The organism is Streptomyces alanosinicus (genome assembly GCF_014650595.1).
Lineage (GTDB): Bacteria > Actinomycetota > Actinomycetes > Streptomycetales > Streptomycetaceae > Streptomyces > Streptomyces alanosinicus.
This window is the reverse complement of sequence record NZ_BMVG01000003.1, coordinates 286271-308765: the sequence shown is the minus strand read 5'-3', so window position 1 is coordinate 308765 and position 22495 is coordinate 286271. Positions and strand designations below refer to the sequence as shown.

Sequence of the window (22495 nt, the reverse complement as noted above, 5' to 3'; positions counted from 1 at the left end):
GCCGGCCCGCCGGATTCCCGAGGGAACCGGCGGGCCGGCGGCGGGCGGGATCAGACGGGCAGTCGCTCGCCCTGCTCGTGTGCGGGACGCGGCGCGGGCGGCTGCGGGCCCTCATCGTGGGTGAGGTCGGGCAGCCGGTGCAGCCACCTCGGCAGATACCAGTTGCGCTCACCGAGCAGCGCCATCACGGCCGGCAGCAGCACCCCGCGGATGACCGTCGCGTCGATGAGGACCGCCGCGGCCAGGCCCACGCCCATCTGCTTCATGGACTGCATCGAGAGCGTCCCGAAGATCGCGAACACGGCGACCATGATGACCGCGGCGCTGGTGACGACGCCGGCCGTGGTGACCACGCCGTGCCGGATCGCGTCCGTCGTGGTGCGCCCGCGCATCCTGGCCTCGCGGATCCGGGACACCACGAACACGTGGTAGTCCATCGACAGCCCGAACAGGATCACGAAGAGGAACAGCGGCAGCCAGGTGACGATCGCGCCGACCCCTGCCGCGCCCACCAGCGAAGCGCCCCAGCCGTGCTGGAAGACGGCGACGAGGACGCCGTAGGCGGCACCCACCGACAGCAGGTTGAGCACGATCGAGGTGAGCGCCACGGTCAGCGAGCGGAACGACAGCAGCATCAGCAGGAAGGCGAAGACCACCACGAACGCGAAGACCGGGACGACGGAGCCGAGCAACTGGTCGTTGAAGTCGTGGTTGCCGGCGACCTGACCGGTGATCGGCGCCTGGAGGCCGTCGACCTTGCCGAGGGTCGCGGGCCGCACCTTGTCGCGCAGCGTGGCCAGGCTCTTGACCGCCTGGTCCATGTCGGAACCGCCGACCAGCGGCACGGAGACCAGCGCGACGTTCTGCGCGTCGTGCAGCCGGATGTCGACCGGGCCGCGCGAGGCCCCGGAGGAGAGTGCCTGCCGCTTGAAGTCGGCCAGCGCCCGGCGCACTTCGGGAGCCTCGATGTCCTTGGCCTTGACGACGACCTGGGCCGGCTCGCTGCCACCGGGGAAGGCCTCGTTGATCCGGAGGTACGTCTGCACGATCGGCAGCGACTTGCCGAACTCCTGGTCCAGGGTGAGCTGTTGGGTCTTCATACCGAGCGCGGGCGCGGCGACCGCCAGCAGCGCGCCGCCCGCCACGAGGACGGCGACCAGCGGCTTGGCCAGCACACCGCGCAGCACGGCCGTCCACAACCGGCTGCCCTCCTGGACGCCGTGCCGACGGCGCCGGCGGGCGAGGAACGGGATCCGCCCCTTGTCGACGCGCTCGCCGAGCAGCGACAGCAGCGCGGGCAGGACCGTGACCGACCCGACCATGGCGACCGCGACCACCATCAGCGAGGCCAGGCCCATCGCCTCGAACTGGGCGAGCCCGGTGAAGAGCATGCCCGCCATCGCCACGCACACCGTGACACCGGAGACGATGATCGCCCGGCCGCTGGTGGCGGCGGCGATCCTGAGGGCGCTGTCCGCGTCCCGCCCGGCCTGCCGCTCCTCGCGCTCCCGGCGCAGATAGAACAGGCAGTAGTCGACACCGACGGCCATACCGACCAGCAGCATCACGGAGTTGGCGGTGTCGCTCATCGGCTGCAGATGGCTGACGAGGCCCATCAGGCCCATCGTCGCCATGATCGCGGTGATCGCGAGAGCCACCGGCAGCAGCGCCGCCACCAGCGCCCCGAAGGCGATCAGCAGGATGCCGAGCGCCACCGGCACCGCCGAGTACTCGGCCTGCTGGAAGTCGTCCCCGAAGGCGTCCTTGTACTGCTTCTGCATGCTGGCGCCGCCGATCTCCTCGATCCGCAGGCCGCCGTGCGCCTTCTGCACCCCGGCGACGGCGTCCACCACCGGCGCGACCCGGTCGACGGCCGTCTTCGCGTCGCCGCGCATGTCGAACTGCACCAGCGCGCTGCGGCCGTCCCGGGAGATGGTGTGCGTGTCGTACGGCGAGGTCACATGCGTGACCTGCCCGGTGCCCCCGACGGCCTTCACCACATCGGCGACGGCGGCCCGGAACTCCGGCCCGGTCGCCGTCGCGGCGGCGTCCTTGGACTGGATCAGGACGGTCTCGCCGGCCGGCTGCTTGATCCCCGCGTCGTCGATGATCCGGGCGGCGGTGTGTGTCTCGCCCTTGAGCTGGTTGCTCTCGTCCACATCGACCCGGCCCGCCGCCGAACCGAGCCCCATCGCCAGCACGACGAACAGCACCCATATGCCGACGGCCGCCCAGCGGTGCCGGGCGCTCCAGCCGCCGGCGCGGGCGGCCAGCCCCCGTACCCGCACATCCCTGTTCCCCATCGCGGGTCTTCCCCCTCGTGTGCGGTGGCGGCCCCCTGCCGCCACGTCTGCGCTTGCTCCGGTTCGACCGTATGAGCCGGACGAACGTCTCTCGTCGTGCTGCCCGGTGAAGTCGGCGGCGCGTCGGTCACCACTGGGGAGGACGGCGGCCCCCTACACCTATCCACATGTCTCGGGGACACGTCTCGGGGTTCTCGCGCCGTGGCCGCAACGGCAGGACATGGGTTGTCCGTTCTGCCGACGGCTCGGCGTTTTGTGATTACGAAGATTTGTTGAACAAGTCACAGGTGCGTGAAGAGGTTGATCCGATGCCCGCCGATCGGCGAGAGTTTCGCGCAGTCCCGCCCTGCGCGGACCCGGCCGTCGTGCCCGCCCCCACGGGGCACGACGGCCGTTCTAGGCTGGCCGGATGACGACCTATGCGGCGCTGTTGCGCGGAATCAACGTCGGGGGCAGCAAGAAGGTGCCCATGGCCGAGCTCCGCACGCTGCTGACCGGCCTCGGCCTCACCGGCGTACGGACTCATCTGCAGAGCGGCCAAGCCGTCTTCACCGCCGGCCAGGGTGACGAGGAGTCGCTGGCGGCGGAGCTGAGCCGGGCGATCGAGGAGCGCTTCGGCTTCCCGGTCGACGTGCTCGTGCGCGACCACGCCTACCTCCGGGCGGTCGTCGAGGACTGCCCGTTCCCGGCCGCCGACCTGGAACCCAAGCAGCTGCACGTCACCTACTTCTCCGCGTCCGTCACCCCGGACCGCTACGCGGAGATCGACCAAGCCGCCCATCTCCCCGAGGAGTTCCGGCTCGGCGACCGCTGTCTGTACCTCTACGCCCCGAACGGCCTCGGCCGCTCCAAGCTCGGCGAGGCGCTGTTCCGCCAGCGCCTGACCAAGGGCCTGATCGCCACGAGCCGCAACTGGAACACCGTGGTCAAATTGGTCGAGCTGACGTCCCCAGAGGCGTGACGGTCCGCCGTCCGGAGGACCGGGCCACGCACGCGTGTGCGAGGCTCTGCCCCATGCGCTACATCATCATCGGGGCCGGAGCGGTCGGCGGAACCGTCGGCGGGCGGCTGGCCCAGGCCGGGCGCGAGGTGGTCCTCGTGGCCCGCGGCCCGCATCTGACAGCCCTGGCGGAACACGGGCTTCGACTGCGGGTACCGGAAGGGGAGTTGACGTACCGGCTGCCCGTCGTCGACGGGCCCGGCCCGCTCGGCGCACTGCGCGCCGACGACGTCCTCGTCCTCGCCGTGAAGACGCAGGACACTGTGGCCGCCCTGGAGACGTGGGCCGAGGTGCCCGTCACGGGAGGCGGCACGGCTACTGAGCGACTGCCGCTCGTGTGCCTGCAGAACGGCATGGAGAGCGGCCGGCTGGCGCTGCGCCGCTTCCGGCGGGTGTACGGCGTCTGCGTCTGGCTGCCCTCGACCTTCGTGGAACCGGGCGTCGTCTCCGCCGCCGGCACCCCGCTCACCGGCATCCTGCACCTCGGGCGGCTGCCACACGGCACAGACGGCGCAGACGACCCAGACGGCACCGATGACACCGCCTGCCGGATCGGCGCCGACCTGGCGGACGCCCGCTTCGAGGCGCCGGTCGTGCCGGACATCGCCCGCTGGCAGTACGCCAAGCTGCTCTGGAACCTCGGCACCGCCTTCGAAGCGGTGTGCGGGCCCGCCGCCGACGAGGCGGCGCACGCCCTGCTCGCGCGCGTGCGGGCCGAAGGCGAGGCGGTGCTCGACGCGGCCGGCATCGCCCACACGAGCGCCGAGGAACAGCGCGCGGCCCGCGGTGACAAGGTCACCCTGGTGCCGCTGGACGGGGCGCCGCGCGGCGGCGGTTCCTCCTGGCAGTCCCTCGCCCGGGGTACCGGCACCATCGAGGCCGACTATCTCAACGGCGAGATCGTCCTCCTCGGCCGGCTGCACGGCGTACCGACCCCGCTGAACGAACTGCTCCAGCGGCTCGCCGACCGGTTCGCGCGTGAGCGCCGCGCCGCCGGCTCGATGCCGGTCAAGGAACTGGCACGCCTGGCGGACGAGGCGGCGGACGCGGCCCGTTGATCAGCCATTGATCTTCCGCCGGGATTCGGGTTTCGTGGCTCCGGACGCGCGCGAGCCGCTCGGGGCGGGGCGTGCGGGAGGAGGACGGGGGAACGGTGGACGACTTCACGGGGGACGACATCACGGGGGACGCCGGGCGGCGGCTCGCGGCGCGGTTCGAGGCGGACCGGCCGCATCTGACCGCCGTGGCCTACCGGTTGCTCGGATCGGCCGCGGAGGCCGAGGACGCGCTGCAGGAGGCCTGGCTGCGGGCGAGCGAGGCCGACCTCGACGAGGTGCGCAATGTCACCGGCTGGCTGACCACCGTGGTCACCCGGGTCTGCCTCAACCTGCTGCGGGCCCGGCGCAACCGGCGCGAGGAGTTCCTCGACGCCCACGACCACGACCACGCGCACGACCACGCCTACGACAAGGCGTACGACCACGCCCGCGACGCACCGCCGCTGCCGGCCGAGGCCGGTGATCCCGCGCGGGAGGCGCTGCTGGCCGATGAGGTCGGGGTCGCGCTGCTGGTCGTCCTCGACGCCCTCGGCCCGGCCGAGCGGGTCGCCTTCGTGCTGCACGACCTGTTCGCCGTGCCCTTCGAGGAGATCGCCCCGCTCGTCGAGCGGACCCCGGCCGCCACCCGCCAGCTGGCCAGCCGGGCCCGCCGCCGTGTGCAGGGCCGGCCGCCCGCGCCCGCTGCCGCCGTACAGCGTCGCCGGGCCGTCGAGGCGTTCCTGGCCGCCACCCGAGGCGGCGACTTCACGGCCCTGCTCGCCCTGCTCGACCCGGACGTGGTGCTGCACGCCGACGCACGAGTCGTACCCACGCCCGAACCCCTCACCGTACGGGGCGCCGTGCCCGTCGCCCAGGGCGCCATGGCGGCCGTGGCCCGCGCCCAGGTCACCGGACTCGCTCTGCTGGACGGCGAGTTCGGCCTGGTCATGGCGCCGTACGGGCGGCCGCGCCTGGTGCTTGCGTTCGCCTTCGGCGCGGATGGCCGGATCACCGGGATCGACATCGTGGCGGAGCCGGAGCGGCTGCGCGGCACGGAGATCGCCGTTGTGGACCCACCGCACCGGGAAGCCGACGGGTCCGGCGAAGTGGACCAGTGAGGGAGGGGAGGATTGGGCCGGGACACTGTGCCACCGGGTGACTAGTCTCGCTGTCATGACGTACCGCGAGACCACCACCGAGCCGGCGACCGAGCCCTCCGGCGAGTCCTCCACCGAGCCCGCCCCGACCCGTGTCGACTTCTTCTTCGACCCGGCCTGTCCCTTCGCCTGGATCACCTCCCGCTGGCTGCTGGAGGTCGAGCGACTGCGCCCGCTCGACCTCCGGTTCCGGGTGATGAGCCTGTACGTGCACAACGAGGGCAATGAACTCCCCGACTGGTACCGGGACTTGGTGGACCGTTCGATCGGCCCGGTGCGGGTGGCGGTGGCCGCGGCCGAGCGGCACGGCGCGACGGTGCTGCGCGACCTCTACACCGCTTTCGGCACCCGGATCCACGAGCGCGAGATCAAGGACTTCGACCAGGTGATCACCGAGTCGCTGGCCGAACTCGCCCTGCCCGCCGACCTGTCGGCGGCCGCTGACGACCCGTCGTACGACGACGCGGTGCGCCGCAGCCACGAGGCGGGCGCCGAGCCGGAGTCCGGCGGTTATGTGGGCACGCCGACCCTGCATGTCGACGGCACGGTGTGGTTCGGCCCCGTGCTGCGCGCCATTCCGCGTGGTGCCGAGGCGGCCGAACTGTTCGACAGTTTCCGGGTGCTGGCCCGCCAGCCCGATCTGTTCGAGCTCAAGCGCACCCGCACCGGCGGCCTCCGTTTCGACTGACCAAGAGTCACGTTGGCCGATAAGAGCCCCTCACGTACGCCCGGTCCGCCGAGCGTGTGACACGTGGGCCGCGACAGGCGCAGAACGGAGAGCCGCCGCGGTCCGACGTCACAGGGGAGCGCCGGACCCGGCGGCCCCTCTACCACGCGTCCGGTCTCCGGGACGACTGCTCACCGAAGTTCGCGACAAACGCATGAGGCGTCCCTAGGGTGAAGCGCGCAGATGGCCGTAGAGGGGGCGGATGAGCGTGGTGGGGAGACCATTACCGGCGCTGCCGGGGTACCGCGCGGGCGAGGCGCCTCGGCGGCCGCGCCCGGCGGTCGGCTTCCTGGCCCGCGTTCGGCACGCGCGCGCGGCCGTGCGTCGCCGTGCGGCCCTCGGCCGTCGGCCCGCCCGCCCCGTGACGCCCGCCCGCCCCGTGGCGGTCGTACCGATCGCGCTCCTCTACGGCCCCTGCGCCATGGTCAACGGACACCGTTCACCCGGATGGGTGGCGATTTTCGGACCGATCGGTGCCGTCGTGGCCCGCTCGGCCGGCCCGTCCGAGCCGTTCGCGCCTCCGGCGGAACCGGCCGCAGCGACCACCGCGCACCGGCGTGGATACGCCAACCTGCGGCGCCGTGCCGACGAGAGCGGCCACACCGGGCCGTACGCCGACAGCACGGCCATGAACCAGCCCTTTCCCACAGGGAAGTTGGCCGTGACCGCGACGCCGTCCATCGGTGTCGGTCGCGTCGGCAAGGCGTTCAGGTTCTCGGCGCACACACCCGCAACATCGGTAACGTCAGCAGCCCCGGCGTCTTCGGCAACAGGCGCCCGATCGCCCCGGGCGGCACGCACGCACCCGGCCCCCGAGGCCGCCCGTGCCGAAACCGCAGCGAACCCCCCACACCCGCAGGCTCTTTGGGTCCACGAGCAAGGACAGGACATGAGCACCTACAACTTCGGCAATACAGGCGGCCCGGCCAACTTCGGTGACTTCGGCCATATCGACATGAAGTACGGCGGCACACCGGACCTTGAGACCCTCATGGCCGTCGCCGACCGGCTCACGGCGGCCCTGCGGGCCGAGTACCCGGGCATCATCGGGTACGGGGAGGTCATCCAGGCCGAGTTGGCACTGTCCGCCGAGGACGGTCTGCCGCCCAACCGGGGCCGGATCCGTACCGCGCTGGAGAACATCGCCATCGCGGCGGGGGCCGGCACCGGCAGCCTCGACTTCACCCGCCAGCTCACGCACGCCTTCGACCTGTGACCCACCGGAGCCCCGTCACCGCGGGGCTCCGCCCGGTCGGTCAGGCGCCCAGCGCCGCCAGCGTCGGCCGGCGTGCCGTGTCGTAGCGGTCCAGGAGCACCCGCGCCACCTCCGGCGCGGGTCCCAGCACGTCCGCCAGTACGTCCGCCCCGGCCGCGCCCCGCGCGATGCGGTCCGGCAGGTAACCGGGGGCCAGGACATACGGCGCGACGGCGACCCGCTCGCAGCCGAGGGCGCGCAGCTCGGCCACGGCGTCCTCGGTGCGGGGCAGGGATGCGGAGGCGAACGCGGGCCGCACGGCGCACCAACCGGTGTGCCACCACTCCCGCGCGATATCGGTGATCACCGCGATCGCCTCCGGGTCGGAGGACCCCGCCGAGGCCAGGACGACCCCGGTCGAGGACTTGTCGGCGGGCGTCAGCCCCGCCTCGTACAGCCGCCGCTCCAGCGCCGACAGCAGCAGCGGCGACGGGCCGAGCACATCCGCCTGCCGGATCCGCAGCCGTGCCGGTGCCTCGCGCAGCACGGCGGGGATGTCGGCCTTGGCGTGGAAGGCACGGGTCAGCAGCAGCGGCAGGGCGACGACGTCGCGCACCCCCTCCGCCGCCAGCGACTCCAGCACCCCGTGCACGGACGGGACGTTGAAGTCGAGGAAACCGGTCTCCACCCGCAGCCCCGGCCGCAGCGACCGCACCCGCTCCACCAGGGCGTGCACGGTCGCGGCATGCCGCGGATCACGGCTGCCGTGCGCGACGACCACGAGGACGGGGCGGACCGGACGGTGCATGGTGTGCCTCAGCCCTTCACCAGCAGACCGCGGCTGCGCAGCACCCACCGCTCCAGCGGGCTGAAGATCAGCAGGTCGATGGCGATACCGACGAACAGGATCAGGAAGATCGCCTCGAACACCGCCGCCATGGAGCTGGCGTTGCGGCCGTTCTCCAGCAGCGCGCCCAGACCGATGCCCAGGTCGGGGGAGGAAGCGATGATCTCCGCGGCCATCAGTGAGCGCCAGGAGAACGCCCAGCCCTGCTTGAGCCCGGCCAGATAGCCCGGCAGCGCGGCCGGCAGCACGATGTGCCAGGCGCCCTTCAGCCCGGTCGCGCCCAGGGTGCGGCCCGCCCGCAGGAACAGCGGCGGCACCTGGTCGATGCCGGACACCAGACCGTTGGCGATGGACGGCACCGCGCCGAGCAGGATCACCGCGTACATCATCGAGTTGTTCAGGCCCAGCCAGATCACCGCGGGCGGGACCCAGGCCACCGACGGCAGCGACTGCAGACCGGACAGGACCGGGCCGATGGCCGCGCGCACGAACCTCACCCGGGCCACCACCAGCCCCAGCGGAGTGCCGATGGCCAGCGCGAACAGGAAGCCCAGCAGACCGCGCGAGACGGAGGTCCAGATGTAGTCGAACAGTGTGCCCTGCAGCCAGGCGTCCTTGAACTCGTTGCCGACGTCGGCGGGCGAGGGCAGCTTCGTCGGATCGTCGACGATCTTGAAGGAGATCAGCGCCTGCCACACCAGCAGCACCACCGCCGTGGCGACCAGCGGCGGCAGGATCTTGGCGGTGAAGGTCTGCCGGAACGAGGCCCGGGAGGTGACGGTGGTCTCCAGGGCGTCCAGGCCCGCCTCGACGCTCCCGGCCTCGATGCTCCCGGCTTTGCCGAGGACGGTCTTCGCCGTGTCAGTGCTGGCCATGGCGGCGGATCTCCCCACGCAGTACTTCAGTGATCTCCAGGGACAGTTCGGCGACCGGCGCGTCCTCGATGCGCCGGGGCTGCGGGATGTCCACCCGCCACTCGCGCGCTATCCGGCCCGGCCGGGACGACAGCAGCACGACCCGCTGCGCGAGCCGTACCGCCTCGCGCACGTTGTGCGTGACGAACAGCACCGACACGCCCGTCTCCGCCCAGATCCGGGTCAGTTCGTCGTGCAGCAGATCACGGGTGATGGCGTCCAGGGCCGCGAACGGCTCGTCCATCAGGAGCAGTTGGCTGTCCTGGGCGAGGGCGCGGGCCATGGCCACGCGCTGGCGCATACCGCCGGACAGCTCGTGCACCCGCTTGCCGTACGCGCCCTGCAGCCGCACCAGTTCCAGCAGCCGTTCGGCCCGCTCCCGCCGCTCGGGCTTGGCGACGCCCCGCAGCTTCAGGGCGAGTTCGATGTTCTTGCCCGCGGTCAGCCACGGGAACAGGGCGTGCTCCTGGAACATCAGAGCCGGCCGCCCCTGGGTCGTGATGCTGCCGGCGGAGGGCTTGTCCAGCCCCGCCACCAGGTTCAGCAGGGTCGACTTGCCGCAGCCCGAGGCCCCCAGGAGGGTGACGAACTCGCCCGGGGCGACATCGAGGCTGATGTCGTCCAGGACCAGTTGCTGTCCGCCCGGTCCCGCGAAGGACTTGGAGACGTGCTCAAGGCGTGCCGCGTGCTCGACGGCCTCAGCCGCTTTGGCGAAAGTCGTGGACATGGTCGTCACCTCCTGGGAACTCACCGGTTGCGGGACTTACTTGACGCCGAGACCGGCGTCGCTGACGGTGTTCTCGCCCTCGGCCTTGAGGACCTGGTTCAGGAGGGTGAGGTCATAGATGCCGTCCAGCTTCGGGTTCTCCAGCAGACCGGCCTTGACGGCGTGCTGTGCCTCGGTGTTGAGGGTCGAGGCCAGCGGGTCGTCGGTGAACCGGATGGACTTCCAGGCCGGGTCCAGCACCTTCGCCGGCAGGGCCTTGCCGGCGTCCGTCGCCAGCTGCTTGTTCGCGGCGGCCTTGGCCTGGTCCGGGTTGGCGTTGATCCACTTGTTGGTCTCGACCGAGGCCTTCAGGACCGCCTCGACGGCCTTCGGGTGCTCTTTCAGGAAGCTCTGGCGCACGATGATGTTCGTGATCACGAACTTCTTGTCCGGCCACAGCGACGACTCGTCGAGCAGCACCTTGCCGCCCTCGGCGACCAGCTTCGACGCGGTCGGCTCCGGCACCCAGGCGCCGTCGATCGACCCGGACTTGAAGGCGTCCGGGGTCACCTTGTTGTCCGTGCGGACGACGGAGACATCACCCTTGCCGCTCTGCGCGTCGACCTTCCAGCCCTGCTCGGCGACCCAGTTGAGGAACGCCACGTCCTGCGTGTTGCCCAGCTGGGGCGTCGCGATCTTCTTGCCCTTGACGTCCTGCAGGGACTTGATCTTCTTGGGGTCGACGACCAGCTTCACGCCGCCCGAGGCCGATCCGCCGATGATGCGCAGGTTCTTGCCGTTCGACTTCGTGAAGCCGTTGATCGCCGGGGACGGGCCGATCCAGCCGATGTCGATGGAGCCCGAGTTGAGCGCCTCGATCTCGGACGGGCCTGCGTTGAAGAGCTGGTAGTCGGCCTTGGTCGCGCCCAGGTCCTTCTGGAAGAAGCCCTTCTGGTTGCCGACCAGCGCGGTGGCGTGCGTGAGGTTGCCGAAGTAGCCGATCTTGACGGAGTCCAGTCCGTCGATCTTCTTGGCGCCGGCCGCGATCTTCGCGTCGGAGGTGTCGTTCTTGGCGTCGGACCCGTAGCCGCAAGCTGCGAGCGTGAGCAGGGGGAGTGCGGCGGCCACGGCGAGGCCGCGGCGGATGGAGCGGTTGGCAGGCACGGGAGGTGTTCCTCTCGTTGGCCCGGCGGTCACGGTCTTTCAGGTCGTGGCCGGGTGTTCGGCAAGGGTTTTCGTCGCAGCCGGGACGTCGGGTGGGGGGTGAGGGCGCGCAAGCGGTGCGCGTACGTCAGCGCACACATCGCGCGACCCCGCCCTGCCCGCTGCCGAGGACACCGCTGCCGATGCGGCCGCCCTCCTTGGCGAACGTCGAATAGGCGTCGGTCGGGTTCATGTTCAGAAGTCCCAGCCGTCGTCGTCGGCCGCGTCCTTGACCGGCGCGGGCGCGGCGAACGACTCGCCGACCATGCCCGCGGTCAGCGTCGTGCCGTCGGCCGGGTCGATCAGGATGAAGGAGCCCGTGCGGCGGGAGTCGGCGTAGGAGTCGACCGGCAGCGGCTCGGCGGTACGGATCTTCACCCGGCCGATGTCGTTGGCGACGAGCTGTCCGGGGTGCGGATGCAGGGACAGGTCGTCCAGCGTCAGCCGGGACGGGATGTCCTTCACGATCGCCTTGACCGTGCGGGTGCCGTGCTTGAGCAGCACCCGGTGGCCGACGGTCAGCGCGGCGTCGGCGACATGGCAGACGGTGGCCTCCACGTCCTGCGTGGTGGCGGGCGCGTCCTTCGTCGGCACGATCAGATCGCCGCGCGAGACGTCGATGTCGTCCGTGAGCAGCACGGTCACCGACTGGGTCGTCCAGGCCGTGTCGACCGGCTCACCCAGCAGGTCGATGCCCGAGATCGTCGTCGTACGACCGGACGGCAGCACCGTGACCGGATCGCCGACGCGGAACGTGCCCGCCGCGATCTGGCCCGCGTAGCCCCGGTAGTCGGGGTGCTCGGCGGTCTGCGGCCGGATCACGTACTGCACGGGCAGCCGGGCGTGGCAGTGTGCCAGGTCGTGGCTGACCGGCACCGTCTCCAGGTGCTCCAGGACGGTCGGGCCGCCGTACCAGTCCATGTTCGCGCTCGGCTCCACCACGTTGTCGCCGACGAGCGCCGAGATCGGGATCGCGGTGACCTCGGGGACGCCCAGCTCGGTCGCGTACGCCGTGAACTCCTCCGCGATCGCGGCGAACACCTCCTCCTCGTACCCGGCGAGGTCCATCTTGTTGACGGCGAGGACGACGTGCGGGACGCGCAGCAGGGCCGCGATCGCCGCGTGCCGACGGGTCTGCTCGACCACGCCGTTGCGGGCGTCGACGAGGATCACGGTCAGCTCGGCGGTGGAGGCACCGGTGACCATGTTCCGGGTGTACTGCACATGGCCGGGCGTGTCGGCCAGGATGAAGCGGCGGCGGGGCGTGGCGAAGTAGCGGTAGGCCACGTCGATCGTGATGCCCTGCTCCCGCTCGGCGCGCAGGCCGTCGGTGAGCAGCGCGAGGTCCGGTGCGTCCTGGCCGCGGCTCGCGGAGGCCCGCTCCACGGCCTCCAGCTGGTCGGCGAGGACCGACTTGGAGTCGTGCAGCAGCCGCCCGACCAGCGTGGACTTGCCGTCGTCGACGGAGCCGGCGGTGGCGAACCGCAGCAGCGTGGTGGCCGAGAGCGCCTCGGTAGTGGTCGTGCTCATGGCTAGAAGTACCCCTCGCGCTTGCGGTCTTCCATCGCGGCCTCGGACATCTTGTCGTCGGCACGGGTCGCGCCCCGCTCGGTGAGCCGGGAGGCGGCGATCTCGGCGATCACGGCGTCCAGCGTGGTCGCGTCGGAGTCGACGGCGCCCGTGCAGGACATGTCACCGACCGTGCGGTAGCGCACGAGCCGCTTCTCGACGGTCTCGCCGTTCTTCGGGCCGCCCCACTCGCCGGCGGTCAGCCACATGCCGCTGCGGGCGAACACCTCGCGCTCGTGCGCGAAGTAGATCTGCGGCAGCTCGATGCCCTCGCGGGCGATGTACTGCCAGACGTCCAGCTCGGTCCAGTTGGACAGCGGGAAGACCCGGACGTGCTCGCCGGGCGCGTGCCGGCCGTTGTACAGGTTCCACAGCTCGGGGCGCTGGCGGCGCGGGTCCCACTGGGAGAACTCGTCGCGCAGCGAGAACACCCGCTCCTTGGCGCGGGCCTTCTCCTCGTCGCGCCGGCCGCCGCCGAAGACCGCGTCGAACTTCTCGCTCTGGATCCTCTCCGTCAGCGGAAGCGTCTGCAGCGGGTTACGGGTGCCGTCGGGACGCTCCTTGAGCACACCGCGGTCGATGTAGTCCTGTACGGAGGCCACATGGAGGCGCAGCCCATGGGCGGCCACCACACGGTCCCGGTACTCAAGGACCTCGGGGAAGTTGTGTCCCGTGTCCACATGCAGCAGCGAGAACGGCACCGGGGCCGGGGCGAATGCCTTCAGCGCCAGATGCAGCATGACGATGGAGTCCTTGCCGCCGGAGAACAGGATCACCGGGTTCTCGAACTCGCCCGCCACCTCGCGGAAGATGTGCACCGCCTCGGACTCCAGCGCGTCCAGGTGCGACAGGGCGTACGGGCTGTCCGTGCCCTCGCCACCGGTCGCGGCCTCGGCGACGGTCGTCATGCCAGTCCCCTCTCGCTGAGCAGCGCGTACACCGACGCCGCGGACTCCTGAACCGTCTGGTCCTGCGACTCGATCCGCAGATCCGGCGTCCGGGGCTCCTCGTAGGGGTCGTCGACCCCGGTCAGCCCGGTCAGCTCACCCGCGGCCTGCTTGGCGTACAGCCCCTTCACATCGCGGACGCTGCACACCTCGACCGGGGTGGCCACATGCACCTCGACGTACGCCGTGTCGTTCTCCTGGTGGCGCCTGCGCACCGCGGCACGGCTGTCCGCGTAGGGCGCGATCACCGGGACGAGCGCCGTGACGCCGTTGCGGGCCAGCAGTTCGGCGACAAAGCCGATGCGCTGCACATTGGTGTGCCGGTCCTCGCGGGAAAAGCCGAGGCCAGCCGAGATGAACTCGCGGATCTCGTCGCCGTCGAGCACCTCGACGCGCCGGCCCTCGGCCCGCAGCCGGCCGGCCAGCTCGTACGCGATGGTGGTCTTGCCGGCGCTCGGCAGACCCGTGAGCCAGACGGTGGCTCCGGTCGTCACGTCGTTCTCCTGAATCTGGTCGTTCGTCATCCGTGCAGTCCGCACTCGGTCTTGGCGCGGCCCGCCCAGCGGCCGGCCCGCGCGTCCTCGCCCTCAAGGACCCTGCGGGTGCACGGGGCGCAGCCGACGGAGGCGTAGCCGTCCATCAGCAGCGGGTTGGTGAGGACGCCGTGCTCGGCGACATAGGCGTCCACGTCGTCCTGCGTCCAGCGGGCGATCGGGGAGATCTTGACCTTCTGCCGCTTCTCGTCCCAGCCGACGACCGGGGTGTTCGCCCGGGTCGGGGACTCGTCGCGGCGCAGGCCGGTCGCCCACGCCTGGTAGCCCTTCAGGCCCTCTTCCAGCGGCTTGACCTTGCGCAGCGCGCAGCACAGGTCGGGGTCGCGGTCATACAGCTTCGGGCCGTACTCGGCGTCCTGTTCGGCGACCGTCTGCCGTGGCGTGAGCGTGATGACGTTGGCATCCATCACGGCCGCGACGGCGTCCCGGGTGCCGATGGTCTCCGGGAAGTGGTACCCGGTGTCCAGGAAGACGACGTCGACGCCCTTCAGCACGCGCGAGGCGAGGTGGGCGACGACGGCGTCCTCCATGGAGGACGTGACGCAGAACTTCGAGCCGAAGGTGTCGACCGCCCACTGGAGGATCTCCAGGGCGGAGGCGTCCTCCAGGTCGCGGCCGGCCTGCTCGGTGAGCGCCTTCAGTTCACCGGTCGTACGCTGTTCCTGAGCCGTCGTCATATCCGTTCGTCCCCTCCGTGGTCGGCTCGCTGCAGCCCCCGGGCGAGCAGCCCGAGGAACTTCAGCTGGAATGCGCGGTTGCAGGCCGCGCATTCCCAGGCACCGTGACCCTGCTCATGCGGACGCAGGTCCTCGTCGCCGCAGTAGGGGCAGTAGAAAGGCGCGGCACGCTCGCTCACGACAACGCCTCCTCGGAGGCGCGGGAAGCCCAGGTCGCGAACCGCTCGCCGGCCTCGCGCTCGGCCTGGAACCGCTTCAGCACCCGCTCGACGTAGTCGGGCAGCTCCTCCGCGGTGACCTTCAGACCGCGTACCTTGCGGCCGAAGCCGGCCTGAAGGCCGAGTGCGCCGCCGAGGTGCACCTGGTAGCCCTCGACCTGCTCGCCCTTGTCGTTCAGGACCAGCTGGCCCTTGAGACCGATGTCCGCCACCTGGATCCGGGCGCAGGCGTTCGGGCAGCCGTTGAGGTTGATGGTGAGCGGCTCGTCGAAGTCCGGCAGACGGCGCTCCAGTTCGTCGATCAGCGTCGAGCCGCGCTGCTTGGTCTCGACGATGGCGAGCTTGCAGAACTCGATGCCGGTGCAGGCCATGGTGCCGCGCCGGAAGCTGGACGGCCGGGCGGTGAGGTCCAGCGCCTGAAGGCCCTCCACCAGCGAGTCGACCTGGTCCTGCTCGACATCGAGGACGATCATCTTCTGCTCGACCGTGGTCCGCACCCGGCCGGAGCCGTGCGCCTCGGCGAGATCGGCGATCTTCGTGAGCGTGGCGCCGTCGACACGGCCGACCCGCGGGGCGAAGCCGACGTAGAAACGGCCGTCCTTCTGCCGGTGCACACCGATGTGGTCGCGCCACTGCTGTGCGGGCTGCTCGGGGGCGGGCCCGTCGACCAGCTTGCGCCCCAGGTACTCGTCCTGCAGCACCTGCCGGAACTTCTCCGCACCCCAGTCGGCGACGAGGAACTTCAGCCGGGCGCGGGTGCGCAGCCGGCGGTAGCCGTAGTCACGGAAGATCGAGATGACGCCCTCGTGGACGTCCGGGACCTCGTCGATCGGCACCCAGGCGCCGAGCCGCACGCCGAGCTTGGGGTTCGTGGACAGGCCGCCGCCGACCCAGACGTCGAAGCCGGGGCCGTGCTCGGGGTGCCGTACGCCGACGAACGCCACGTCGTTGATCTCGTGCACGACGTCCAGCAGCGGCGAGCCCGAGATCGCCGTCTTGAACTTCCGGGGGAGGTTCGAGTACGCCTTGTTGTTCAGGACGCGGCGCTTCATCTCCTCCAGCGCCGGGGTGGCGTCGATGATCTCGTCCTCGGCGATGCCCGCCACCGGGGAGCCGATGATCACACGCGGGGTGTCACCGCAGGCCGTGACCGTGGACAGGCCCACGCCCTCCAGCCGCTCCCAGATCTCCGGCACGTCCTCGATCCGGATCCAGTGGTACTGGACGTTCTGCCGGTCGGTGATGTCCGCGGTGCCGCGCGCGAACTCCTGCGAGATCTCGCCGATCACCCGCAGCTGCCGGGTGGTCAGCGCGCCGCCGTCGATGCGCACCCGGAGCATGAAGTACTTGTCGTCCAGCTCCTCCGGCTCCAGCACGGCGGTCTTGCCGCCGTCGATGCCGGGCTTGCGCTGGGTGTACAGCCCCCACCAGCGCATCCGGCCGCGCAGGTCGTTCGGGTCGATCGAGTCGAAACCGCGCTTGGAGTAGATCGTCTCAATGCGTGTCCGCACATTGAGACCGTCATCGTCCTTCTTGAACTGCTCATTGCCGTTGAGCGGGGTGAAATGACCCACGGCCCACTGACCCTCACCACGGTGACGGCTCACCTTGCGGCTGGGCGCGGAGGCGGCAGGGTTCGGCGGAGTGGCGGCCATGGTTCTACGTCCTTCGGGACCGGTGGGAATCAGCTCTGACCTGCGTAAAGGCGCGCACGCGGGCAGGCGTGCGCGGCATTGCGCAAGAGGGATCAGGTGCGGGGGGTGTGCGGCGGTGCTGGGGCGTCAGCTCGCCGGACAGATGGCGCTGGACATGCGGCCGAGGTCGACGTGCCGCCGACTCACCAAGGCAATTCCAGTTCCAGACATGACGGAAGCGTGTCATGGCGATCTGGACACAGTCCAGAGTTATCCAAAATGCGGACACCCTTGTCCCGGAATGTGAGACAAGAGTGTCATCGCTCACATGTGTCGCCGGGTGGCTTGTCCCGGCAGGTCAGGTGGGCTACCAGCGGGATGTCACGCGGGGTACGCCCCGGGCCAGGGCCCCGGCGCCGCCACATCCGGCTCCGGCTCGACCTTGGTCTCGAACAGGGTGAAGCCGCGCCGCTGGTAGTTGTCCATGGCGAACTCGCCGTCCTTGCTGCAGGTGTGCACCCACACCCGCTTGGTCGGGGTCCGCTGCGGCCACCGCTCGGCCAGGTCCCAGGCGCGCGCCGTGCCGTAGGCGAGCAGATGGCCGCCGATGCGTCGGCCGCGGAAGGCGGGGAGGAGCCCGAAGTAGGCGATCTCGACCGAGCCCTCGTCCTGAGCCGCCAGCTCGATGAAGCCGGCGGGGGTGCCCCGGTCGTAGGCCGCCCAGGTCTCCACGCCGGGCCGGGCCAGATACTCCTGCCACCGGGCGTACGTCCAGCCCAGGCGGTCGGTCCAGCGGATGTCACCGCCGACCGAGGCATACAGGAAGCGGCTGAACTCGGGGGAGGGGACCTCGGCCCGGACGATCCGGACATCACCCTCGGGTGCCGCGGCGGGCAGAAGATCACCCGGTGACGTCTGTTCCAGGTACCAGGTGGTGACGGGGACGCTGCTCATGCGGGCCAGGGAACCATCCCGTCGCCCGGTCTGTCGATCGACTGGCTCACCCCGGCGCCGGCCCCGGTCACCCCTGAGCCGGGGCCCCGGTCACCCCACCGACCGGTCCAGCGCGGCCAGTGGCACCGTGAAGAGCATCCGGTCCGACAGGGACCACACCTCGCCGGTCTCCTGCCAGTAGGACAGGGACCCCGCCGCCGCGGCCCAGCAGCGGTGCGAGCCGTCCGAGCCGCAGCGTGCCGCCGTCGCCCCGTCGACGTCCTGCCGCCACAGTGCGCCATGTCCGTCCCGTGACCCGGGCAGGCGTCCCACATACCAGGACACACGGCCCGTCCCGGGCTGGCGGTACGACAGCACGCCCCGGATCCCGGCCGCCCGGGTCCGGTACGCCTGAACCGCCTTCGCCCGGCCCCCGGCGTCCGTGGCGAGCAGCCCGCCGCGCGCGGGATCCGTACTGAAGGCGTACCGCCACAGCCGGGCGCCTCGGTCGCCGTCCGGCGCTGTCCACTCCGCGGCGACCAGGCTGTCCGGCGCGGAGCCCCGGTCGAGGGAGAGCGCGCCGGGGCAGGGCGGGCCGGAGCGGGCGCAGCGGCCGGCGGTGAACCGGTACGACCCGACCGCGGGCATCACAAAGCGATAGCCGTCGGCGGACCAGCCGCCGGGCACCCGGCCGATCGCGCTGCCGTCGACATCGGTGCGCTGGATCCGGTCGAGGTCATAGACGTAGAGCGCGTCGGCGCTGCCGGTCCTGGTGGTGACCAGCAGCTTGTCCTGGTACCAGACCATGCCGGAGATCGCCGAGGACAGGCCCCGGTAGTCCCGGCCGCCGTCGACCGGCACCACCAGCAGCACCCAGCGGTAGGCGAGGCGGGCGGGGTCGCCCGCGTCCATGAAGGCGACCCTGGCCAGACCCCGCTCGGCGGCGCGGCCGCTGGTGGTGCTGTGGGTCCAGCCGGCGAGGACGACCCGGTGGGCGCCCCAGACACCGTCGTCGTCGGCGTCCCCCGAGGTGGTCACCGATGCCGGCCGCCAGTCGCCGGCGGTGTCGGCCGGGTCCCAGCAGTAGGCACGGGCGGGGGCCGGGGTCACGGGCAGGGTGGCGCGGTCGGTGGCGGAACAGTCGGCGGACGCGTTCGTCTCGCGGTCGGCGCTCGCCAGGACGTCGTCCACACCGACCGGGCGGCCCATCGCGGCCGCGAGCCGGTCCAGGGTGCGGGCGGGGACCAGTCGCTCCCGCAGCCCGAGCGGGGCGGTGTCCGCCGGGGCGGAGAGCGGCCTGAGCGCGCCCGGGCTGTCGGTGACGTCCGCCTGGGACACGCTGATCAGAGTGGCGGCGGCAGTGAGCGCGAGCGCGGTCCCGGTGAGGAACGCGCGCAGCGCGGCACCGCGTCTGCGCCGACGGTGTCTGCCGCGATGCTTCATCTCGTCCCCTCTTCCAGGGCCCCTCCGCCGCCGGGACGCGCCTGCCGGCGGCGCGTCAACTGCGCCTGCCGATCAGTACGTTGACGCGAGAAGCAGATGGGAAGGCCCGTAGGGGATGCTACGGCAGCAACGGCCCGTGCAGGGCCGAGACCCCGCAAATATGGGGAAGACACGCTCACCGGGCGGCCGGTCCGCCGCTCCGAGCAATCGAACGGATCCGCGAGATCGCCGGTGCCGTCGAGGAAGGCAGCAGGTCACGAGGGTCGTCGGGGAGCAGCACCTCGATCTCCGCGTCTTCGCGGAAACGATACGGCCGATGCTGCAGAAGTTCCCCCGAGTACCGCCGGATCCGTGACATCTCGGCCCGCACCGTGACCGTGCGTGAGGGATCCCCGAACAGATCCCCGGCCAGGGCCGCCGCACCCCGTCCCGATCGGTGTGTGGCGAGCAGATACAGCAACTCGGCGTGCCGGGGACTGAGTTCCCGCGACCACGGACCCGCGGCCCCGGCCACCGTCAGCGTGCTGCGACCCGGCCTCGCCAGGTCCAGCACGATGCGGGTCACGGTGCCGAGCGGCTCCTCGGTCGCCCGCAGCAACCAGCCCCCGGCCAGCGGCTCCACCGCGCACGACCCCAGTGACGGCAGCCAGCGACGGCCCGGCGCCAGCGACTTGGGCAGCGCGACACGGGGCACGTACGGCATCCCGGTGACGGCCGCCGACCAGCCGTCCCGGTCCACCACCAGCGCCCGTCCCTCCAGCCGGGCCAGCACCGGTGCCGCCACCGCCCGCAGCCGCTCCAGCGAGTCCCGGTGCAGCTCCCGCAGCCGCGCCTCGGCCAGCTTGGCCACCGAGTTCACCCAGGCGAGGGTCGCCGGATGCATGGTCTCCAGCGGACCGCTGACATCCACGACACCGATCAGCCGCCCGTCCCTGGGGTCGGTGATCGGTGCGCCCGTACAGGTCCAGGAGGCGTGCGTGCGGACGAAGTGCTCGGCGGCGAAGACCTGGACGGGCCGCCGTACCACCGCCGGAGTGCCGACCCCGTTGGTGCCGACGACGTCTTCGCGCCAGTCCGCGCCGAGTTCGAAGCCCAGGCCGTCCGCCTTGCGCAGCACCGGCGAGGACCCCTCCCGCCACAGCACCCGCCCGTCGGCGTCCGCGACGACCATGATGTGCTGGGCGACATCGGCGACCGAAAGCAGGCCCTCGCGCAGCACCGGCAGCACATGCCGCAGCCGTGACTCCTCACGCCGGCGGCGCACTTCGTCGGAGGACAGCAGGCCGGATCTGAAGTCGTGATCGGGATCGACACCGCTGCGCAGCATCCGTCCCCAGGACTGCTCGATCACCGGACGCGGCGCGATCCTCGCACGTTGACCGGCGAGTGTGGCGTCGCGTGCCTCGCTCAGCAGCCGCGCCGCCTGTGTCGCGTCCACGGCGGCCAGGCGCGCCATGTTCATCGGCGGGTTCACCACGGAGGCCTCCCGGGAAAGGCATCGAACATATTTGTCAAGCCGTCCGGGCGGCGGTTTCCGGTCCGGCTGTGTCTCTCCATACTGCCGCTCCGGGCAGGCCGGAGGCACACACTCCGCGCACGTGCCCCGACAAGTTGCAACCCCCTGCAACCCTGGTGGACGGCCGGAGGGTGGCCGAGACTGGTCGGGTCCGCGGGCTCAACGGGCCCAGGTGGTGGGGGTGGTGCCGTGTCGGCGCAGCACCACCCCCTCCGGGGATTCAGCCGAATGTGCTACATGAAGAGCCTGCCTGCGCTTCAAGAGCCCGGGTGCGCTCGGTCCACCATCGCTTTCAGGCCCAGGCCCGTTGACAGCGTGCCGAACGTCGAACCGTGGTCGCCGCCCAGGCGGGAGGCGCAGAAGGCGTCCGCCACTTCCGGCGGGGCATGGCGGACCAGGAGTGAGCCCTGGAGCACCAGTGCGAGACGTTCCGCCAGGCGCCTGGCCCGGCCCTCGACGGCGTCCAGGTCGGCGAGTTCGGTGAAGAGGTCCTTCACGGCACGGTCGAGACGGTGGTCGGCGCCGTGCGAGCGGCCGATCTCGGTCAGGCAGGCGTCCAGTGCGCCCGGCTCCCGCCGCAGCGCCCGCAGTACGTCCAGAGCCTGGACGTTTCCGGCGCCCTCCCAGACGGAGTTCAGCGGCGACTCCCGTACCAGCCGGGGCAGGCCCGACTCCTCGACGTACCCGTTTCCGCCCAGGCACTCCGCGGCCTCGACGACAACGGACGCGCAGCGCTTGGTGATCCAGTACTTGGCGGCCGGTACCGCCAGCCGCAGAAAGGCGTGTTCCTGCTCGCCGCCGTCGTCGTAGGCGGCCGCGAGCCGCAGGGCGAGGGTGGTCGCGGCCTCCGACTCCAGCGCGAGGTCGGCGAGGACGTTGCGCATCAGCGGCTTGTCGAGCAGCCGGCCGCCGAAGGCCTCCCGGTAGGTGCAGTGATGGATCGCCTGCGACACCGCCTGCCGCATCAGGCCCGCCGAGCCGAGCGCGCAGTCGAGCCGGGTAGCCGCGACCATCCCGATGATCGTCTGCACCCCGCGCCCCTCCTCGCCGACCCGGCGCGCCCAGGTGCCGGCGAACTCCACCTCCGCGGAGGCGTTGGAGCGGTTGCCCAGCTTGTCCTTCAGCCGCTGGATGAGGAAGACGTTGCGGGCGCCGTCGGGCAGGACGCGGGGGACCAGGAAGCAGGTGAGGCCCTCCGGGGCCTGGGCGAGCACCAGGAAGGCGTCCGACATCGGCGCCGAGCAGAACCACTTGTGCCCGGTCAGCGCGTAGGTGCCCGCCTCGGCGAGCGGCCGGGCCTCGGTGGTGTTCGCGCGGACGTCGCTGCCGCCCTGCTTCTCGGTCATGCCCATGCCGAAGAGTGCGCCGGGCTTCCGCGCGGCGGGCCGCAGCGCACGGTCGTAGAGCGTGGACGTCAGCCGCGGCTCCCACTCGGCGGCGAGCGCGGGGTCGGCGCGCAGCGCGGGCACGGCGGCGTGGGTCATCGACAGCGGGCAGCAGTTGCCCGCCTCGACCTGGGTCCAGACCAGGAATCCGGCGGCGCGCCGGACATGCCCGGACGGCCGGGTCCAGGCCGCCGTCAGCCCCGCGGAGACACCCTTGCCGAGCAGCCGGTGCCAGGCCGGATGGAAGTCGACCTCGTCGATCCGGTGGCCGTAGCGGTCGTGGGTGCGCAGGCGGGGCGGGTGCTCGTTCGCCTGTACGCCCCACTCCTGCAGCTGTGCCGAGCCCGCCGCGCGGCCCAGCAGGGACAGCTCCGCGCGCACCTCGTCGAGCACATCCGCACCGGTGTGCCGCTCGACGGCCGCCACCAGGGCCCGGTCGGTGGCGAAGAGGTCGTGGCCGACCAGCGGGGGCGGCTGGTTCGTCACGGTGTGGGTGGGGGTGCCTGCCATGATTGCGAACCTACCCGGGA

21 protein-coding genes are annotated in these 22495 nt (G+C 71.5%); 5 read left to right on the top strand and 16 right to left on the bottom strand.

Going from position 1 to position 22495, the window contains the following annotated elements; genetic code table 11:
* Positions 1-50 precede the first annotated feature (50 nt).
* Positions 51-2303, bottom strand: a complete 2253-nt coding sequence (locus IE277_RS09970) for an MMPL family transporter (RefSeq protein WP_189950634.1) — start codon at positions 2301-2303, stop codon at positions 51-53.
* A gap of 409 nt (positions 2304-2712) precedes the next feature.
* Here IE277_RS09970 and IE277_RS09965 point away from each other — a divergent pair, with 409 nt between their 5' ends.
* The 5 genes from IE277_RS09965 (at position 2713) to IE277_RS09945 (ending at position 7440) form a co-directional block, all read left to right on the top strand.
* Complete coding sequence (locus IE277_RS09965) at positions 2713-3264, top strand: DUF1697 domain-containing protein (RefSeq protein WP_189950632.1); 552 nt, start codon at positions 2713-2715, stop codon at positions 3262-3264.
* A 53-nt stretch (positions 3265-3317) separates the two neighbouring features.
* Positions 3318-4361 carry a ketopantoate reductase family protein gene (locus IE277_RS09960; protein ID WP_189950631.1) on the top strand — a complete coding sequence of 348 codons (1044 nt, stop codon included), beginning with the start codon at positions 3318-3320 and terminating at the stop codon, positions 4359-4361.
* A 95-nt stretch (positions 4362-4456) separates the two neighbouring features.
* Complete coding sequence (locus tag IE277_RS09955) at positions 4457-5458, top strand: sigma-70 family RNA polymerase sigma factor (protein ID WP_229881150.1); 1002 nt, start codon at positions 4457-4459, stop codon at positions 5456-5458.
* Between the two features lie 55 nt (positions 5459-5513).
* The gene (locus IE277_RS09950) at positions 5514-6185 is read left to right on the top strand and encodes a mycothiol-dependent nitroreductase Rv2466c family protein (protein ID WP_189950628.1); all 672 of its coding nucleotides are present in this window, start codon (positions 5514-5516) and stop codon (positions 6183-6185) included.
* Positions 6186-7113: 928 nt separating this feature from the next.
* Positions 7114-7440 (top strand): hypothetical protein, encoded by a 327-nt coding sequence (locus IE277_RS09945; RefSeq protein WP_189950626.1) that lies wholly within the window; start codon positions 7114-7116, stop codon positions 7438-7440.
* 40 nt (positions 7441-7480) lie between these two features.
* On the opposite strand, the gene IE277_RS09940 is transcribed toward IE277_RS09945, so the two are convergent.
* From IE277_RS09940 to IE277_RS09870, 15 genes are all read right to left on the bottom strand, one after another.
* The gene (locus IE277_RS09940) at positions 7481-8227 is read right to left on the bottom strand and encodes a sirohydrochlorin chelatase (RefSeq protein WP_189950624.1); all 747 of its coding nucleotides are present in this window, start codon (positions 8225-8227) and stop codon (positions 7481-7483) included.
* Between the two features lie 8 nt (positions 8228-8235).
* Entirely contained in the window at positions 8236-9141 is a 906-nt protein-coding gene (locus IE277_RS09935; protein ID WP_189950622.1) for an ABC transporter permease, read from the bottom strand.
* The gene (locus IE277_RS09930; protein WP_189950621.1) at positions 9128-9907 is read right to left on the bottom strand and encodes an ABC transporter ATP-binding protein; all 780 of its coding nucleotides are present in this window, start codon (positions 9905-9907) and stop codon (positions 9128-9130) included. Before IE277_RS09930 ends, IE277_RS09935 begins: the two co-directional genes overlap by 14 nt.
* A 36-nt stretch (positions 9908-9943) precedes the next feature.
* The gene (locus IE277_RS09925; protein ID WP_189950619.1) at positions 9944-11050 is read right to left on the bottom strand and encodes an aliphatic sulfonate ABC transporter substrate-binding protein; all 1107 of its coding nucleotides are present in this window, start codon (positions 11048-11050) and stop codon (positions 9944-9946) included.
* Between the two features lie 234 nt (positions 11051-11284).
* Entirely contained in the window at positions 11285-12619 is a 1335-nt protein-coding gene (locus tag IE277_RS09915) for a sulfate adenylyltransferase subunit 1 (protein ID WP_189950615.1), read from the bottom strand.
* A gap of 2 nt (positions 12620-12621) precedes the next feature.
* Positions 12622-13566, bottom strand: a complete 945-nt coding sequence (cysD, locus tag IE277_RS09910; RefSeq protein WP_189950614.1) for a sulfate adenylyltransferase subunit CysD — start codon at positions 13564-13566, stop codon at positions 12622-12624.
* A complete protein-coding gene (gene cysC, locus IE277_RS09905; protein ID WP_229881148.1) occupies positions 13563-14099 on the bottom strand; it encodes an adenylyl-sulfate kinase in 537 nt (178 codons plus the stop codon). The genes cysD and cysC overlap by 4 nt, the downstream gene beginning before the upstream one ends.
* A gap of 26 nt (positions 14100-14125) precedes the next feature.
* Positions 14126-14836 carry a phosphoadenylyl-sulfate reductase gene (locus IE277_RS09900; RefSeq protein WP_189950610.1) on the bottom strand — a complete coding sequence of 237 codons (711 nt, stop codon included), beginning with the start codon at positions 14834-14836 and terminating at the stop codon, positions 14126-14128.
* Entirely contained in the window at positions 14833-15015 is a 183-nt protein-coding gene (locus IE277_RS09895) for a hypothetical protein (protein ID WP_189950608.1), read from the bottom strand. Before IE277_RS09895 ends, IE277_RS09900 begins: the two co-directional genes overlap by 4 nt.
* Positions 15012-16709 (bottom strand): nitrite/sulfite reductase, encoded by a 1698-nt coding sequence (locus IE277_RS09890; RefSeq protein WP_189950607.1) that lies wholly within the window; start codon positions 16707-16709, stop codon positions 15012-15014. Before IE277_RS09890 ends, IE277_RS09895 begins: the two co-directional genes overlap by 4 nt.
* A gap of 126 nt (positions 16710-16835) precedes the next feature.
* Positions 16836-16919, bottom strand: coding sequence for a putative leader peptide (locus IE277_RS49440; RefSeq protein WP_309486338.1), 84 nt, complete (start codon positions 16917-16919; stop codon positions 16836-16838).
* A 150-nt stretch (positions 16920-17069) separates the two neighbouring features.
* Positions 17070-17642 carry a GNAT family N-acetyltransferase gene (locus IE277_RS09885; RefSeq protein WP_189950605.1) on the bottom strand — a complete coding sequence of 191 codons (573 nt, stop codon included), beginning with the start codon at positions 17640-17642 and terminating at the stop codon, positions 17070-17072.
* 90 nt (positions 17643-17732) lie between these two features.
* Positions 17733-19064 (bottom strand): hypothetical protein, encoded by a 1332-nt coding sequence (locus IE277_RS09880; RefSeq protein WP_189950603.1) that lies wholly within the window; start codon positions 19062-19064, stop codon positions 17733-17735.
* Between the two features lie 175 nt (positions 19065-19239).
* On the bottom strand, positions 19240-20526 hold the full coding sequence (locus IE277_RS09875; RefSeq protein ID WP_189950961.1) for a GAF domain-containing protein: 1287 nt from the start codon (positions 20524-20526) through the stop codon (positions 19240-19242).
* Between the two features lie 311 nt (positions 20527-20837).
* Positions 20838-22475 (bottom strand): acyl-CoA dehydrogenase family protein, encoded by a 1638-nt coding sequence (locus IE277_RS09870; RefSeq protein ID WP_189950601.1) that lies wholly within the window; start codon positions 22473-22475, stop codon positions 20838-20840.
* Between the last annotated feature and the right edge of the window lie 20 nt (positions 22476-22495).